The organism is Mesorhizobium sp. M1A.F.Ca.IN.022.07.1.1 (genome assembly GCF_003997575.1).
GTDB lineage: Bacteria > Pseudomonadota > Alphaproteobacteria > Rhizobiales > Rhizobiaceae > Mesorhizobium.
Window position 1 is genome coordinate 1 of the sequence record NZ_RZST01000015.1, and the last position, 15,242, is coordinate 15,242.

The window sequence follows — 15,242 nt, forward strand, 5'->3', positions numbered from 1 at the left end:
GGCTGATCTGCTCCGCCGGGCGGCCGAGCCTGACGCCGCCATTGCGGCCGCGCACCGTCTCGACCAGGCCGGCCTCGACCAGCGGCTGCAGGATCTTGAACAAAAACAGCTCCGAAACCGAATAGGCGGTGGCGATCTCGGGGATGCGGCTCAGGCGGTCGCTGTTCGCGGCGCAATACATCAGTATGCGCATCGCATAGTTCGTCTGGCGCGTGAGCCGCATGGTATCCTCGCGAAATGAGCTTGGGCCGAATATGGCCCATAGTTTGGAACAATTCCAGACTGGACCGCTACATAGCTGAATAAACTTATCAACTTTTTGTGCGTGTCCGCCGCATCGCGCCGCAATGCGCTTTGAGCGAGCGTTTCCCCGGCGGAGGCCCTAGATAAGTCCGGGTGCAATAGGGAAGGCCTTTCCATGTCACAATCAGCTCAGGCCCTCGCGCCGGTTCGATTCGACGCCGATGCGCAGGCAAAGCTCTCGGCATTGCGGCGGACCAAGTTCGTCGCCGCCGCAGCGCTTGGCCTGTGCATCCTTGTCTTCGCGCTCGCCAAGTCTTTAGAGATCACCCATCCGTGGCTCGGCTTTGTTGCCGCGTTCGCCGAGGCGGCGATCATTGGCGGGCTGGCCGACTGGTATGCGGTCGTGGCGTTGTTCAGGCGCCCGCTCGGCCTGCCGATCCCGCACACGGCCATCATTCCTGAGAACCAGCACCGCATCGCCGACAATCTCGGCCGGTTCATCGAGGCCAATTTCCTTGCGCCGGAGCCCGTGCGGGAAAAGCTCGCCGAGGTCGACTTTGCCGCCCTCGTCGCCGACTGGCTGGCCGACGCCGAACGCGCCGCCGACCTGTCGCGATTCGTCGCCCGCCTGGTGCCGCAGACGCTGACCGCCGTGGAGCAGTCCGGGCTGCGCGACTTCGTCACCAGCCGCTTGCTGGAGCAGATCGAAAAGGTGCCGCTGGCGCCTTTAGCCGCGGAGCTGTTGTCGGCGCTCACCGACGACCGGCGCCACCAGAAACTGTTCGACGAGTTCACCAGGGTGGTCGGGCGCTTCCTGAACGACGAGAAGGCGCTGGCGACGATGCGCGAAAAGATCCGTGAGGAACTGCCGTCGCTGTTCAACCTGTTTCGCGCCGACGCCTATCTGCTCAAGAAGATTGTCGCTTCCGCCGGGTTGCTGCTGGAGGAGGTGCGGGCCGATCCCGATCATCCGGCGCGCGCCGAGTTCGACCGTTTCGTACTTCGCTTCGTCGAGCGGCTCAGGACCTCGAAGCAATATGCAAGGCGCGCCGAAAAGCTGAAGCGCGATTTCCTGGGCCGTCCGGAAGTCAGGGCTCTCGCCGGCGAGACTTGGGCAAGCCTGCGCTTGTTCATCGAGCAGGACGCCAACGCGGCCAATTCGACGATCCGCGAGCACCTCGCCAACCTGTTCGTCGAGGTCGGCCGGCATTTGGCCGACGATGCCCAGATCAGGGCCGACATGAACCAGGGTTTTGTTGTGGCGCTCGCCTCCTTCGTCGAAAGCCAGAAGAGCGGCGTGTCGAAATTCATCGCCGATCAGGTCAAGCGCTGGGATCTGGCCCAGCTGACGCGGCTGATCGAGATCAATATCGGCAAGGACCTGCAGTATATCCGCTTCAACGGCATGGTAATCGGCGGTCTGGCCGGCTTGGCACTCTATACGGCGGAGCGGCTGCTTCTCCTCAATTGACGCGGACCGGGCGCGCACTATTCTCCCTAGTGGGCGCTGTAAGAGCGGCAGATCGGGAGGCGACGACATGGCAAGACAACCGGAATCCGACTCTTTTCTGGACATCTTCAGCAGGTTCGGCCGCGACTTGAAGCTGCCGAAGGTCGACATCCAGGCGATCCTCGATCACCACCGCAGGAATCTCGAGGCTCTGGAGAAGTCGGCCCGGGCAAGCGCCGCCGGCGCGTCATCCATTCTGTCGAGACAGCACGAAATGGTGCAGGAGGCGCTCGGCGAAATTACCCGGATGGCACGCAACTACCAGCCTCCGGGCAATCCGCAGGAGTTGATGACGAAGCAGGTGGATTTCGCCAGGAAATCCTTCGAGACAACGCTGAAGAATGCCGGCGAGGTCGCCGACCTGGTTCGGAAATCCGGCACCGAATCGGTCGAAATCCTGCGCGACAGGATCAAGGACGCGATGGCGGAAATCCGGGCCGGCTACGACGGGAAGTGAGCAATCCAGGGCGCCTATTCGGGTTTTTCCGGATCGGGTTCAGGCGGCTGAGCAATCGGCGCGTGCGGCTGCGCGTTCGCGGCTTGCCGTAAAACCGTCAACTCTGAGGGTGAAATCGAGGCGCCGCGAATTGACAGGAGCCGCCGGTTCATGGTCGGGAGATTGGCAGAAGCCAGCAGGAAAGCAGGAATGACGGAAAATCGGCCGAGGACGCCGCCGACCTTCGAACAGTTGCGGACAATGGCCGGCCAGGAGATCGGCGTGTCGGACTGGACGACGGTCGACCAGCAGCGCATCGACCAGTTCGCCCAATGCACGGGCGACCACCAGTGGATACATGTCGATCCGGAGCGCGCGAAGCGGCAGAGTCCGTTCCGCACTACGATCGCGCATGGCTATCTGACGCTGTCGATCATCGGCGCGCTGGCGCTGGAGATGGGCATCGTGCCGGAAAACACGCAAGCCGCCTTCAACTATGGCTTCGACAAAGTGCGCTTCCTGGCGCCGGTGAAGTCCGGCGCACGTATACGGCTGCGCACGACGCTGCTCACCATGGAAGACCGAGGCCCCGGCCAATATCTGATGAAGGCCGCGAACACCGTCGAGATCGAGGGCGAGCAGAAGCCGGCGCTGACTGCCGAGACGCTGGTGATGATGTATGAGCGCCGCAAGCGGGCAGGCGCCTAAGCTCTGCCGCTGCCGGGCTGCGACGCGGCTTTGCGGCGGGACGCGGCCATTGCCCTTTCAAGCACTCTGAAGTTGCGCTTATCGGCGCATTGGGCGACGTTGAAACGCATGAAGCGGCCGGCGGAGTGCGACAGGCTGAAGGCGTTGCCGGGCGCCAGCACGACATTATCCGCCAGCGCATGGCGGGCGACATCGGCGGCGTCGATGGCGTCGGGCAGGCGGCACCACAGGAACATACCGGCCCCCTGATCGATCCAGGGCATAACGTCCATTGCTTTCAGCCTGCCGGCTGTTTCGGCCATTGCGCGCGACAGGCGGGTGCGCAACTGCTCGACATGCTTGCGGTAGCTGCCGTCCTTCAGCAGAGTCAGCACCAGTTCCGAGGAGAGCCTCCCGCCGCCGAAAGTCGTGGCGATCTTGAGGTCAATCAGCCGTTCCATCCAGTCGCGGGGCGCGGCGATGAAGCCGCATCGCACCGAAGCCGACAGCGTCTTCGAGAAGGAACCGATCTGGACGACGCGGCCGAGGCCATCGAAGGCCGCCAGCCGCGGCGCCGGCGTGTGCTCGAAATCGGCGAAAATGTCATCCTCGACGATGGCGAGATCCGATTGATCGGCAAGCTTGAGCAGCCGGTGCGCTATAAGCGGCGAGAGCACCGCGCCGGTCGGGTTGTGAAGCGCGGAATTGGTGATGTAGAGGCGCGGCTTGTGCTCGGCGAGCGCTTGCGCGAAGAGGTCGATATCGGGCCCTGAGGGTGTCATCGCGACACCGACCACTTTGGCGCGGTGCGCGCGCAGCAACGCATGGAAGTTGAAATAGCAGGGATCGTCGACCAGAACCGTATCGCCCGGCTCGAGGAGCAAGCGGCACAATAGGTCGATCGCCTGCGTCCCGGACTCGGTGAGCATGATCTGGTCCGGCGAAGCCTCGACGCCGTGCGCCGACAGGCGGCGGGCAAGCAGCTGCCGCAGTGCCGGCAGGCCAAGCGGCGTGCCGTAGTCGGCAAGCGTCGCATCGTCGGCTCGGGCGGCGCCGCGCAGTGCTTGCCGCAACGCGGCCTGAGGCATCCAGGAAGCCGGCAGCCAGCCGCAGCCCGGTTTCAGCATATCGTCGCATGCCTCCAGTGCTTGCCGCGAGACCCAGAGCGGGTCGACGGCGCGGTCGAGCCGCGGGCCGATCTCGGCCAGCGACAGCGGCGCAAGCGGGCCGGCGGCAAAGAAGCCGGAGCCCGGCCGCGAGCGGATCGTGCCTTCCGCCGCAAGCCGCTCATAGGCCTCGACCACCGTAGATTTTGACACCTGCATCGTGCCGGCGAAGGCGCGGATCGAAGGCAAGCGCGCGCCCGGCGTCAGGATGCGCGCGGCGATCCGCTGCCGGATTGCCGACATGACGGCTTCGACGAGCGTTCCGGCATTCGTCGCCTTCGGGTCGGGCGTGTCCATCTGTACTTCCCTGTTGACCAATACAGTTTTGCGGAATTGTACCCCATTGTCTCTGGCAAAGCCATGCGCTGCGCCGGTACAGAAGCGCAAACGGAGCGGATGATGGATAAGAGTTTCAACGGCTGGCTCAACGGCTTCATCGGCGTGCTGATCTTCAGCGGGTCGCTGCCGGCGACGCGCGTGGCGGTGGTCGATTTCGACCCGACCTTCCTGACGTCGGCCCGTGCGGCGATCGCCGGCCTGCTCGGCATCGCAATGCTGTTCCTGTTCCGCGAGAAGCGCCCGGATCGCGGGGATCTGGTCTCGCTGGTCGTCGTTGCGCTAGGCGTCGTGGTCGGCTTTCCTCTCCTGACGGCGCTGGCGCTCAAACATGTTACGGCGGCGCATTCCATCATCTTTGTCGGCCTGCTGCCGCTGGCGACGGCGATCTTCGGTGTGCTGCGCGGCGGCGACCGTCCGCGCCCGGCCTTCTGGCTGTTTTCCTGCCTGGGCAGCACGCTCGTCGCGGGTTTCGCGCTGTTGCAAGGCGTGACGGCCTCACCGGTCGGCGACGGCTTGATGCTCGCCGCCATCATCGCCTGCGGGCTGGGCTATGCGGAAGGTGCGGCGCTGTCGCGCAAGCTCGGCGGCTGGCAGGTGATCTGCTGGGCCTTGGCGCTGTCGCTGCCGGTCATGTTAGCGCTGAGCTTTGCGACCCTGCCGCCGTCTTTTGCCGCTGTCGGCTCCGGCGCATGGATCGGCCTCGGCTATGTCTCGCTGTTCAGCATGCTGATCGGCTTCGTGTTCTGGTATCGCGGCCTGGCGCAGGGCGGCATCGCCGCGGTCGGGCAATTGCAACTGCTGCAGCCCTTCTTCGGCCTGGCGCTCGCGGCGAGTCTGCTGCACGAGCAGGTCAGCCCGCTGATGGTGGTGGTCACGCTCGGCGTGGTGGCCTGCGTGTTCGGGGCGAAGAAGTTCGCCAGGTAGGGAGCCTACTCAAAACTTCGTCACCACGCCGATGCCGATGCCCTCGAAGCCGCCCATCGCCATCAATGCGGCTGGCGCCTCATCGAGGCTGATCCTTTTGCCGACCAACAGTTCGGGCTTCAGCTTGCCGGTGCGAATCATGTCCATCATGGCGGAATAGCGGTAGGCCTGCATGCCGTGGCTGCCGAGGATTTCGAGCTCGAAGGCGATGACCTTGTCCATCGGCACTTGCGGGCAGGCATGGTCGCCCAGCATCAGCCCGACCTGAACATGGCGACCGCGCCGGCGCAGATTGGCGATCGAGTTGAAGCACGTGGTTGGATGGCCGAGCGCGTCCATCGACATATGCGCGCCGCCGTTGGTGATCTGCTTGACGGCCTTGACGACATTGGGCGTGGTCGAAGCGTTGATGGTCGCGACCGCCCCGATCCTTTTCGCAAACTCCAGCTTCTCGTCGGTGAGGTCGATGGCGATGACATTGGCGCCCATGGCGCTGGCGATCATGATCGCCGAGAGACCGACACCGCCGCAGCCATGCACCGCCACCCACTCGCCGGGCGTCACCCGGCCCTGGTCGACGATGGCGCGGAAGGAGGTGACGAAGCGGCAGCCGAGGCTGGCGGCAGTGGCGAACTCCATCTCGTCCGGCAGGCGTACGAGATTGGTGTCGGCATGCTCGATGCCGACATATTCGGCGAACGAGCCCCAGCCCGTGAAGCCAGGTTGGGTCTGGTGCTCGCAGACCTGATGGTTGCCGGAGTTGCATTCGAAGCAGCGGCCGCAGCCGACGGCGAAAGGCACGGTGACGCGGTCGCCGGCCTTCCAGCGGCTCACCTGCTTGCCGGCGGCGACGACGACGCCCGCCAGTTCATGGCCGGGGACATGCGGCAGCGTGATGCCGTCGTCATGACCCATCCAGCCATGCCAGTCGCTGCGGCAAAGACCGGTCGCCTCGACCTTGATGACGACGCCATCCCCCGCCGGCTTGGGGTCAGGCACGGTCTGGATCGTGGGAGCTTCGCCGAATTTTTCGAAGACGACAGCTTTCATGGGAGTGCTTTCTATCCAGTTCAAAGGGCAGGGCGATTTTGGGTAATAGGTCCCAAGCTAAGTCGGCCATGGTGGTTGGTCGAGCAATGGTTGCCGCTTGCAAAACCACTCGCCGGCTTCGGCATCCCATGGCCAAACACCGGAGGTTGTCGGAAAGATAAGCTGCATAATCCGGAGAACGGGCCCGTCGTAAAACCATATGCCCCAACCGAAATATTCAGGGTAGTGGGCACCGAATTGACAGTCGAAGCCACCTCGCAGGAAACCCGGCGCCCGCTCTCCAACGTTGAACCTCTCGCCGCTGCGCACTCGTCGGCAATACTCGTTGCGGATGGTCTGCGAAAGCTCCGGCTTGAGCCCGATGACGACCAGCTCAGGGGCTTTGAAATTGTACTCTATCCCCACCGAGTAAGCGAATGGCGGGTGCTCGTCGTCCTCCAGCACGCAGAGAATATGACAGCCATACTCCTCCATATCGGCGAGCGTCTTAGCCTCGTCGGGATCCCTGGCTTCCCTACTCGGCATCGATCTGGTTCTGCGGCGCAGCCTTCTGGAACGCCGGCAGCGCCATGCAGGCGGCGTGGATGCGCGAGATCACCGGATAGGCCGCCATGTCGACGCCGAAGCGGGCATTGTTGGTGACCTGCGCGGCGAGGCAGATATCGGCGAGCCCCGGTGTATCGCCATGGCAGAACCTGCCGGTCTCGGGCGAGGCGGCCAGAATCTTTTCAAGCGGCTGGAAACCTTCATTCACCCAATGCCGGAACCAGTTGACGACATCCTCGTCGCCGGCGCCGAACAAGGTGCGCAGCGAGGTGAGCACGCGCAGATTGTTCACCGGATGGATGTCGCAGGCGATCATCTGCGCCAGCATCCGGACCCTGGCGCGTCCCAGCGCATCCTTGGGCAACAACGGCGGCTCGGGCTCGATCTCGTCGAGATATTCGATGATCGCCAGCGACTGGGTTAAAAGCGTTCCGTCGTCGAGCACCAGCGCCGGCACCAACCCTTGCGGATTGACCGCGAGATAGGCGGGCTCGAGATGCTCGCCATGGCGCAGATGGTGGGGCACATAGGTGTAGGCACGCCCCTTCATCTCCAGCGCGATCCGCACCCGGTATGAGGTGGAGGATCGATAATAGTTATGGAGGACGAGGTCGCTCATCGCCTCGGCTGCCCGATGGTGACCTCGACGGCGCCGATGCCGTCGACGCCACCAGTGATCTTGTCGCCCGCCTGAACCGCGCCAACGCCGGCCGGCGTGCCGGTGAAGATCAGGTCGCCGGGCTGGAGCTCGACCGACTCGCTGCAGATCGAGACGACATCGGCGACGGGCCAGATCAGCTCGGCGAGGTCGCCGTCCTGTTTTACGTCACCGTTTACAGCGAGCCAGATGCGACCCGTTTCGGGATGGCCAGACCTTGCGACCGGAAGTAGCGAGCCGCAAGGCGCGGAGAAGTCGAAGGCCTTCGACCAGTCCCAGGGGCGGGCCGCTTTCTTTGCCTGGTCCTGCAGGTCGCGGCGAGTGAGGTCCACGCCGACGCCATAGCCCCAGACATGCGCGAGCGCCTCGGTGCGAGGGATGCGGAAGCCGGCCTTGCCGATCGCCACGACCAGCTCGATCTCGTGGTGGAGATTGCCAGTCAGCGGCGGGTAGGGGATCTCGGCGCCGCTGTCGACCACGGCGTCGGCCGGCTTGGTGAAGAAGAAGGGCGGATCGCGCTCGTCATTGCCGAGTTCTCGCGCATGCGCCGCGTAGTTGCGGCCAACGCAGAAGATGCGGCGCACGGCAAACCGTTCCGCCGAGCCGGTCACCGCGACCGAAGCGATCGCGGGCGGAGGGAGGACGAAGTCTGCCATAGGCGGTCTCTGCGTTGGAAATGAATCGATCCGCACATTCGGCCGATTTCGGCAGGCGGGCAAGGCATGAGGCCACGAAACATTGCCGACCATGGCGGGTTCACCAAGCGGCGGCAGGACCCGCCGCGGCCCCTTTTTCTTTTGTGTTCGCAATCGGTTGGCAGGAACTGCCTGTGAATTCGCTGCTTCGCACTTGCACAAGATTATCCCGCACTGCAAAATAACTGCGGCGGGGAAAACGAAGCGGTTCCAGGCACGGCTATGCCGGGACCTCGAGTTGCGAGGGACGGGCATGACCGACATCTCCGCGACGGCCGGCGTCCTGCCGCGGGCCGCAGCCGACAAGGCGGCACGGGCAAGGCTGGCCTATCTCGACGGCTGGCGCGGCCTGTCGATCGCCTTCGTGCTGATCGGCCATGTCTTCCCGATTCGCGGCATCAATCTCGGCGTGCTCGGCGTCGAGTTCTTCTTCGTGCTGAGCGGCCGGCTGATGGGGGAAATCCTGTTCGTCGAGCGCTTTCCGCTGAAGAAGTTCTTCAAGCGCCGGTTCGCCCGCGTCTATCCAGCCCTGCTGGTGTTCGTGGTTGCCGTCATGATCGGGCTCTCCGGCACCTTCATTGCCTTCAAATGGAAGGCGGCGCTTACCGCGCTGACATTCACCTACAACTATGCCGGCATTCTCATCAATCGCGCGGGCGCGCTCGACCATATCTGGTCGCTTGCCATCGAGGAGCATTCTTATGTCATCCTGGCGCTGATCAGCGTGGCGGTTTCCAGGCGCGCGAATGTCGTGCGCCTGCTTGTCATGCTGTCGCTGCTCGCTATGGCCAACGGCGCTATTTCCTACTGGGTCTTCGGCATGGACTACGAAACCAGCTATTGGCGAACCGACGTGCATATCGCCTCGATCCTGCTGTCGGCGGCGATCTGCCTGCTCAAGGCCGATGGACACCTGCCGGCATTCCTCAGGAGCCGGCATCTGGCGCTGGCGGCCGCGGTGGGGGGAATCTTGCTGTTCCTCGATCCGGTGCCGACGCCCTTGCACTATCTGCTGGGCGTGCCGCTGCTGGCGCTCGCCGTCAACACGCTCGACTTCGCCGGCGGTTATCTGACCGGCCCACTGTCATCGCGGCCGATGGTGATGCTGGGGCTGTGGTCCTACTCGCTCTATCTGTGGCAGCAGCCCTTCTACAAATTCGTCCATGACCGCGACGTGGCGCCGATCCCGATGCTGGGCGCGGTCTTCGCCTGCGCCCTGGCGAGCTACTACATCGTCGAGAAACCGGCGCGCGGCTGGCTCAACCGCAATTGGTGAGGAGGTCAGGCCTTGCCGGTTTTTGGTGCGGCGAGATAGCGCCGAAGCCCGGCTTCGCCGCGAGGTGTGGTCCAGCGGTGATTCCACGCGAAAGCCGGTCTGAGCAAGGGTGCCAGGAGTTTGAGGATCGGCCTCTCCACGATGACCTGCCAGGTGAGCTTCACATGCGTTCCGCTTCCGGCTGGCGACAGCTCAGCCCGCCACAGGCCGTCGAAATCGCCGAAGGTCTTCACCACCACCAGTCGGCCAGGATCGAGCTCCGCGGCCTCGATGATGAAGTTCAGCTCGTAGGGCAGGGCGCCTCGCGCCCTGGCTCTTGCCCGTGACCCGACGACGGCCTTGCCTTTCTTGTCGAGCGGCTCGACTTCCTTGTAGGCGTCGCCCCACCAGAGCGGCAGCAACTCGGCGTCGGACAGAACGTCCCACACTTCCTGCGGCGTGGCATCGGGAATGTTCCAACTCTCGTCGAAGCGGAAGACGTTGCTTGGCATGATGTCACGCCCCCGGCACGCGAAGACGATACATTAGCTGCAGCTTCTGTTTGTGGCCAGTGCGGCGGCCGCATGAGACCTTGTTTGGCTCATGGTTGAAAGCCTCTGGCTTCCAGGGCCATGCGCTAGTCGATCGGCTTGGCGTAGTAGCGCACCGACTTCCTGCCGCCGTGGATCACGGCATCGCCGACCTCGGCAAAGCCGAGCGCCGCGTGAAAGGCATCCGATGTGGGGTTCGGGGGATCGGCATTGACCTCGCAGGTTACGATCGTGTGGCATGCGCGCCTGACATGCGCGAACAGATCCTCGTAGACACGGCGGGCATGGCCACGGCCGCGCGCTTCGGCCGCGACCACCACCCGGTCGACATAGACGAAGCGGGGGTAGCGCTCACGAAACCAGAGGAAGTTCGGGCTTTCGTAGCTGGCATCCTGATCGAAGCACATGATGAAGGCTTCGAGCGCCCCGATGCGGCGCGTGTAGAAAGCCTGCCCGATCAGGAATGACAGGCGCTCCGGCTCCAGCCAGGACAACTCGGCGGCATGCTCGTTGTTGAGAGCGAGAATGGCGGCCTCGTCGGCAGGCGAAACGCGTTCGATCGGCGAGCAATCTTTCGACATCGTCACTTCCGGCATCAGACCCTCGCGGCCGCGATCGTTGCCGCCGCCAAGTCCTGGTCGGTCACCGTGTTGCGGTACTCGCGATCGAGGTCGGTGCCGCCCATGCCGACATGTGGGTTGCGGTATCGCATGGCGCTCGGCACCTCGGCAAGCGCGGCGAAATGCATCTCGGTCAGTCCGGTTTGCCGACGGACCTCGCCGATATTGTCGGGCGCCAGCCCGCCGCAGCCGAGAATGATGATGCGTGAGCCGGCCTGGCGAACCAAGCGCGCGAGCAGATCGACGCCCTCCAGCGCCGTGTCGTGTTGCCCGCTGGTCAGCACGCGGCCGACCTTGCAGCGGATCAGCGCTTCGAGCGCCTCGGCCGGGTCACGCGTCATGTCGAAGGCGCGGTGGCAGGTGACATTGAGGGGACCGGCGGCGCGCACCAGTTCGCTCATCCTCGCTTCATCGATTGCGCCGTCAGCGGTCAGGCAGCCGACGACGATGCCGGCCACGCCGAGATCGCGCAGCGCGCCGATATCGGCCAGCATCGATTGGTATTCCGCCTCGCTGTAGAGAAAATCGCCGCCGCGCGGGCGCACGATAACATGAAACGGGATGGTCGCACGTTCGAGGGCTACGCGCACCGTGCCGAGGCTCGGCGTAATGCCGCCTTCGACGAGGCTGGCGCAAAGCTCGACCCGGTCGGCGCCGGCGGCCTGCGCGGCAAGCAGCCCGTCAATGCCTTCGACGCAGAGTTCGATCAGGGGCCTTTGAGCGTCGGTCACCATCATCCATCCATGTTGAAGAGAAAGCGCAGCCCTAGCATTGGGGCGATCGAGGCGAAAGCCGCATCAATCGGTCCAGCAAGCGAAGCGGTCACTTTGCGCTTCCGGTTTTGTTCGGCGCGCAGTTATTGATTGCTCAAGACTTGGAGCGCCCGCCCTACCGCGGAACAGCTGAGCCCCGTTGCCTCGCTACTGCTTCAGGATTGTGTTCTTGGCGCCTTGTTCGACCTGGTCGATCACCAGCAGCTTCACCGGATCGCTGCCGATATTGGTCGCCTGATGCCACTGGCCGATCATCTCGACGATGAAATCGCCGGTCTTGTAAGTGTTGCTGCTGCCGGTCTCGACATTGGTGACCTTGAGGGTGCCTGCCTCGACATAGGCATAGCGCGGGAAGGGATGTTTGTGCACCGGCAGCGTCGCGCCGGGCGCGATCTGATAGGCCGAGACCTGGACCTCGACATTCTTCTGCGGCAGCTTGATCGGTTGGCCGGATGCCGTCGTCGTCTTCGACGCCAATGGCGTCACGACAACAGGTGTGGCCGAACTGTCCAGAGCGTCGGCGGTGGTTGCATAAAAAGCGGCCGCCAGCAGCAGCGCCGATGCCGGAATGTTTCGCACGATTTCCTCCCGAAATGATCGGCAAAATCGCCTAAGCGCTGTCGACTCGCAAGGAGAAAGGATTTGGGGCTTCCCGGGCTGTATGAACTATCAGCTGCCAGGTCCTTCAAATCTGCCCCCCACTTGGGTGCTGCCGCACCCAGTCCCTTGATAGACCGGAATCATCCCCTAGTTAGTTTCCCTGGCGTAGTCGCGAGTTGCCTGGGGGTGCTGCGCCGTTCTGACGGCATGCGGCGGAAGGACGGCCGGCCGAAGCGCCTTTGGAGGGTGCCGTGCGTCAATATCTGGGATCCAGCTTGGCCCATCTCGCGTTCGCGTGCTCTGTCGCGATAGCTTGCGCGGGAGCCGCGGCCGGCGGCGAGCGCGGCCAAGGTCGTAACGCTGGTGGCGATCACGGGAATAGCGGCGGTCATGGCGCTGGCAGCAACAACGGTCAGCACAACGGAACTAGCGGCGATCCCGGTGGCTCCGGCGGCAGTCCGCCGTCTGACCCACCGTCCCCACCGTCTAACGATGACGGAAGCAGCCCCACCACAACCGGGTCAGTGACGTCAAGGGCGGGCGTAGCCGGCAACGGCGGAAGGTCGCTCGACCTTCCGCCCGCCCTGCTGCCCTTCGAAGACAGCGCTATTCCACTGGCAGTCCATCCAATTGAAGTGCTGCCGGGTGTCCCGGACAACATCGTTCGTGCCTGCCGTGAGGCAATCGAGCAGGCCGCAGCTCAGTTTGGCGCGACCAGTGTGCGCGTCAGCAGTGCAGGTTCCGTACGGCGGTTGAGCCGACAGAGGATATCGGCTCCCGTCCAGGTCAGCATCGACTACGGATATCAAGGCGGCGTCGAGACGCGCCAGGCGCCGGTCGGCTGCGAATTGAACGCGAAAGGCAGCGTGATCGGGCTGACATAGCGCACAGTGGGAGCCCTCGCCGTAGACGTCGAGTTCATGCCGCCCAGCGCCCGATTTTCCAGGGCAGTCGTTCCAGCTCAGTCCAACGTCGAATGGCTTGGCCGGAGGGAAAACGGAAGCGTAATGGCACGCACACGGATTTCGCGCGACGGTTTGCGAACCTTGCTGGACGTAGTCTTCTTTTGGCTGACAGCTTTCGTCTGACCTGCGCCGGCCGATGCGCGGCCAGAGCGCGGCTTCAGCGGCGGCTCTATCTGAGCGTCGCGGCGCTGAGCCCGAAGCTTATCATTATCGGCACGCGCGGCGGCCAGCTCGCGGGCGAAAGAAACCGTCGCTTCACGTTGCTTGTCCAGAGCCTCCTTCAGCCTCATGGCGGCCTGTCCCAAAAGTTGGCGGGCTGTGTCACGCTCCAGGCGGGCTTTGTTGAGGTTCTCTCCGACCGACACTGCTGAAGCGCGTTCTCGTTGCAGAGCCTGCGCCGTCTCGGCAGCACTCTGCTCCGCGCGCTCTTTCGCTGCGACCGCCTTGGTGCGCTCCTGTAACGCCGCGTCGCGCTCCAGCCGGGCTTTGTCGAGGTCCTCCCGGGTCGCGACTGCCGAAGCGCGTTCGCGCTCCAGCGCCTGCGCCGTCTCGGCAGCACTCTGCTCCGCGCGCTCTTTCGCTGCGACCGCCTTGGTGCGCTCCTGTAACGCCGCGTCGCGCTCCAACCGGGCTTTGTCGAGGTCCTCACGGGCCGCGACTGCCGAAGCGCGTTCGCGCTCCAGCGCCTGCGCTGTTTCAGTGGCAGTCTGCTCCGCACGTTCTCTCGCCGAGACAGCCTTCGCTCGCTCCTGCTCAGCCGCGTCGCGCTCGAGGCGGGCTCTGTTGACGTCCTCTTGGGCCGATATTGCTGAAGCGCGTTCGCGTTCCAGAGCCTGCGCCGTCTCGGCGGCAGTCCGCTCGGCACGCTCTTTTGCTAAGACGGCCTTGGCTCGCTCCTGTTCGGCCGCGTCGCGCTCGAGCCGGGCTTTGTCGAGGTCCGCACGGTTCGCGACTGCTGAAGCCTGTTCCCGTGCCAATGCCTGCGCCGTCTCGGCGGCAGTCTGCTCAACCCTTGCTCGCGTCGCAGCGGCACCGGTCCGTTCCCGCTCAGCCGTGTCCGCGATCGCGGCCTTGGACTGCTCCATTTCAGCGATGTCGCCACGAAGGTCCTCCGACTTCCGGCGCTCCTCGTCAAGCATCCCGCTCGCTTGCGCCAGCGAAGCCTCGGCTTTGGCGCGATCCCCGGCGGCTTTGGCTTCCAGCTGTTCAATTTGCGCTCGCGCTTGCGCTAGGTCGCGCGCCATCTGTTCGGTTCGCTCCCGTTCGAGGCGAGCAGCGGGCATCTGTATAAAGACATGGTCGATGGTTTCGCTGATCCGCGCGCGGATATCTTGCGCAATCCACCGCAATGCCTCGAGCGTGCGGGCTGCCACAAGTTCGTTGCGCAAACGCTCCTCGCTGGCGTCGTCCGCGGCTGCCATGCTTGTCTTCAGCACCTCGATCTGCTTGCGCGTCTCAGCGAGCGCACTCTCCAGAGAGGCACTCCTGGCGCGCTCCTCCTCCATCGCTCGGTGCTCCTGGCCAGCCAATTCCGTTGCAGCTGCTGCCTGAGCACGAGCTGCCTCGACCTGTGCTTCGGCAGCGGTAAGATCCGGTTTGGGCAATTCGCCGTTCGTGGGTGCGTCGGTTGATGCCGTGCTGGCAGGAATCTCCAAGCGGCGTGAAAGATCGGGAAGGGAGTAGCTATCGGCCCGCGAAACAGCGGGGGCGCTTTCGACCGGCTTTTGTCTCGTCAACGCATAGCCAAGCGGCACGGCCAGACAAATTGCGGCGACGCTCAAGCGTAACAAGGGGCTCGTCGGCCTGCGAACACGGGGAGGTAAGGCCATGGCGAAGCTTGTCGCCGGAGCGAAAGCATCGGGCAGGTCCTCGCGCGAGTTCTCGCCCGCTTCGGGCGTCGTGTTGAGATAATCCTTTCGCACCCCGGACTTACCGGAGTTTAGACCCTGAACATCCGGGGCCGGGGGCACGGCGGCCCGGGAAGAAGCCGCCTTGGCTGCAAGATTGCGTGGGCGATCCCAGGCCCAAGAAGCCTCATCGAGGGGAATAGGCGTGCTTTCGCTCAGGTAGCCATACTGGTGACGCCGTCTCGCTGCGATGAGGATACGCCGGACCACAAGGAAGAAGCCTACCAATACAAATATTGTCATCCCGCCCAGGAGAGCGAGACCTGTGTCGTCTGCGTAAAACCCGGCAAGATCTGACATCGCCGTACCTGCGCGGT

Annotated in this window: 16 protein-coding genes; 5 read left to right on the forward strand and 11 right to left on the reverse strand. The window is 64.2% G+C overall.

Annotated features, from left to right (window positions below; translation table 11 throughout):
- On the reverse strand, positions 1-223 hold a 223-nt coding region (locus tag EOA75_RS03780; RefSeq protein ID WP_127323663.1), incomplete at its 3' end, for an Rrf2 family transcriptional regulator.
- 195 nt (positions 224-418) lie between these two features.
- Here EOA75_RS03780 and EOA75_RS03785 point away from each other — a divergent pair.
- The 3 genes from EOA75_RS03785 to EOA75_RS03795 all read left to right on the forward strand — a co-directional run bounded on the left by EOA75_RS03785 (position 419) and on the right by EOA75_RS03795 (position 2,897).
- Positions 419-1,714 (forward strand): DUF445 domain-containing protein, encoded by a 1,296-nt coding sequence (locus EOA75_RS03785; RefSeq protein WP_127323664.1) that lies wholly within the window; start codon positions 419-421, stop codon positions 1,712-1,714.
- Positions 1,715-1,781: 67 nt separating this feature from the next.
- Complete coding sequence (gene phaP / locus EOA75_RS03790; RefSeq protein WP_066999869.1) at positions 1,782-2,210, forward strand: TIGR01841 family phasin; 429 nt, start codon at positions 1,782-1,784, stop codon at positions 2,208-2,210.
- A 189-nt stretch (positions 2,211-2,399) separates the two neighbouring features.
- Complete coding sequence (locus tag EOA75_RS03795; RefSeq protein ID WP_066999871.1) at positions 2,400-2,897, forward strand: MaoC family dehydratase; 498 nt, start codon at positions 2,400-2,402, stop codon at positions 2,895-2,897.
- Here EOA75_RS03795 and EOA75_RS03800 read toward each other — a convergent pair.
- Positions 2,894-4,339, reverse strand: coding sequence for a PLP-dependent aminotransferase family protein (locus tag EOA75_RS03800; protein ID WP_127323665.1), 1,446 nt, complete (start codon positions 4,337-4,339; stop codon positions 2,894-2,896). The genes EOA75_RS03795 and EOA75_RS03800 overlap by 4 nt on opposite strands.
- A 102-nt stretch (positions 4,340-4,441) precedes the next feature.
- On the opposite strand from EOA75_RS03800, the gene EOA75_RS03805 reads away from it, so the two are divergent.
- Complete coding sequence (locus EOA75_RS03805; protein ID WP_095802015.1) at positions 4,442-5,305, forward strand: DMT family transporter; 864 nt, start codon at positions 4,442-4,444, stop codon at positions 5,303-5,305.
- Positions 5,306-5,314: 9 nt separating this feature from the next.
- Here the strand turns inward: EOA75_RS03805 and EOA75_RS03810 are convergent, their stop codons facing one another.
- From EOA75_RS03810 to EOA75_RS03825, 4 genes are read right to left on the reverse strand one after another with little or no spacing between them, the layout of a single operon-like run.
- Entirely contained in the window at positions 5,315-6,355 is a 1,041-nt protein-coding gene (locus EOA75_RS03810; protein WP_127323666.1) for a zinc-dependent alcohol dehydrogenase family protein, read from the reverse strand.
- A gap of 57 nt (positions 6,356-6,412) precedes the next feature.
- Positions 6,413-6,880 (reverse strand): DUF4262 domain-containing protein, encoded by a 468-nt coding sequence (locus EOA75_RS03815; RefSeq protein WP_127323667.1) that lies wholly within the window; start codon positions 6,878-6,880, stop codon positions 6,413-6,415.
- On the reverse strand, positions 6,870-7,520 hold the full coding sequence (maiA, locus tag EOA75_RS03820) for a maleylacetoacetate isomerase (RefSeq protein ID WP_127323668.1): 651 nt from the start codon (positions 7,518-7,520) through the stop codon (positions 6,870-6,872). Before maiA ends, EOA75_RS03815 begins: the two co-directional genes overlap by 11 nt.
- Entirely contained in the window at positions 7,517-8,215 is a 699-nt protein-coding gene (locus EOA75_RS03825; RefSeq protein ID WP_067329472.1) for a fumarylacetoacetate hydrolase family protein, read from the reverse strand. The genes maiA and EOA75_RS03825 overlap by 4 nt, the downstream gene beginning before the upstream one ends.
- Positions 8,216-8,507: 292 nt before the next feature.
- Between EOA75_RS03825 and EOA75_RS03830 the strand changes: the two genes are divergently transcribed.
- On the forward strand, positions 8,508-9,530 hold the full coding sequence (locus tag EOA75_RS03830; RefSeq protein ID WP_067329475.1) for an acyltransferase: 1,023 nt from the start codon (positions 8,508-8,510) through the stop codon (positions 9,528-9,530).
- A gap of 5 nt (positions 9,531-9,535) precedes the next feature.
- Here the strand turns inward: EOA75_RS03830 and EOA75_RS03835 are convergent, their stop codons facing one another.
- The 5 genes from EOA75_RS03835 to EOA75_RS03860 all read right to left on the reverse strand — a co-directional run bounded on the left by EOA75_RS03835 (position 9,536) and on the right by EOA75_RS03860 (position 15,225).
- Positions 9,536-10,021, reverse strand: coding sequence for an SRPBCC family protein (locus EOA75_RS03835; RefSeq protein ID WP_127323669.1), 486 nt, complete (start codon positions 10,019-10,021; stop codon positions 9,536-9,538).
- Positions 10,022-10,146: 125 nt separating this feature from the next.
- Positions 10,147-10,641, reverse strand: a complete 495-nt coding sequence (locus tag EOA75_RS03840; RefSeq protein ID WP_067329643.1) for a GNAT family N-acetyltransferase — start codon at positions 10,639-10,641, stop codon at positions 10,147-10,149.
- Between the two features lie 14 nt (positions 10,642-10,655).
- Positions 10,656-11,414 (reverse strand): copper homeostasis protein CutC, encoded by a 759-nt coding sequence (locus tag EOA75_RS03845; RefSeq protein WP_164747269.1) that lies wholly within the window; start codon positions 11,412-11,414, stop codon positions 10,656-10,658.
- Between the two features lie 186 nt (positions 11,415-11,600).
- Complete coding sequence (locus tag EOA75_RS03850) at positions 11,601-12,032, reverse strand: cupin domain-containing protein (RefSeq protein WP_067329481.1); 432 nt, start codon at positions 12,030-12,032, stop codon at positions 11,601-11,603.
- A 982-nt stretch (positions 12,033-13,014) separates the two neighbouring features.
- Positions 13,015-15,225: a hypothetical protein gene (locus EOA75_RS03860; protein ID WP_127323672.1), complete on the reverse strand. Its 2,211-nt coding sequence runs from the start codon at positions 15,223-15,225 to the stop codon at positions 13,015-13,017.
- Between the last annotated feature and the right edge of the window lie 17 nt (positions 15,226-15,242).

Coding starts and splice junctions, on each gene's coding strand:
- phaP (WP_066999869.1), top strand. CDS start 1,782: ATGGCAAGACAACCGGAATCCGACTCTTTTCTGGACATCTTCAGCAGG.
- EOA75_RS03845 (WP_164747269.1), bottom strand. CDS start 11,414: ATGGTGACCGACGCTCAAAGGCCCCTGATCGAACTCTGCGTCGAAGGC.
- EOA75_RS03825 (WP_067329472.1), bottom strand. CDS start 8,215: ATGGCAGACTTCGTCCTCCCTCCGCCCGCGATCGCTTCGGTCGCGGTG.
- EOA75_RS03835 (WP_127323669.1), bottom strand. CDS start 10,021: ATGCCAAGCAACGTCTTCCGCTTCGACGAGAGTTGGAACATTCCCGAT.
- EOA75_RS03805 (WP_095802015.1), top strand. CDS start 4,442: ATGGATAAGAGTTTCAACGGCTGGCTCAACGGCTTCATCGGCGTGCTG.
- EOA75_RS03785 (WP_127323664.1), top strand. CDS start 419: ATGTCACAATCAGCTCAGGCCCTCGCGCCGGTTCGATTCGACGCCGAT.
- EOA75_RS03830 (WP_067329475.1), top strand. CDS start 8,508: ATGACCGACATCTCCGCGACGGCCGGCGTCCTGCCGCGGGCCGCAGCC.
- EOA75_RS03800 (WP_127323665.1), bottom strand. CDS start 4,339: ATGGACACGCCCGACCCGAAGGCGACGAATGCCGGAACGCTCGTCGAA.
- EOA75_RS03860 (WP_127323672.1), bottom strand. CDS start 15,225: ATGTCAGATCTTGCCGGGTTTTACGCAGACGACACAGGTCTCGCTCTC.
- maiA (WP_127323668.1), bottom strand. CDS start 7,520: ATGAGCGACCTCGTCCTCCATAACTATTATCGATCCTCCACCTCATAC.
- EOA75_RS03840 (WP_067329643.1), bottom strand. CDS start 10,641: ATGTCGAAAGATTGCTCGCCGATCGAACGCGTTTCGCCTGCCGACGAG.
- EOA75_RS03810 (WP_127323666.1), bottom strand. CDS start 6,355: ATGAAAGCTGTCGTCTTCGAAAAATTCGGCGAAGCTCCCACGATCCAG.
- EOA75_RS03795 (WP_066999871.1), top strand. CDS start 2,400: ATGACGGAAAATCGGCCGAGGACGCCGCCGACCTTCGAACAGTTGCGG.
- EOA75_RS03815 (WP_127323667.1), bottom strand. CDS start 6,880: ATGCCGAGTAGGGAAGCCAGGGATCCCGACGAGGCTAAGACGCTCGCC.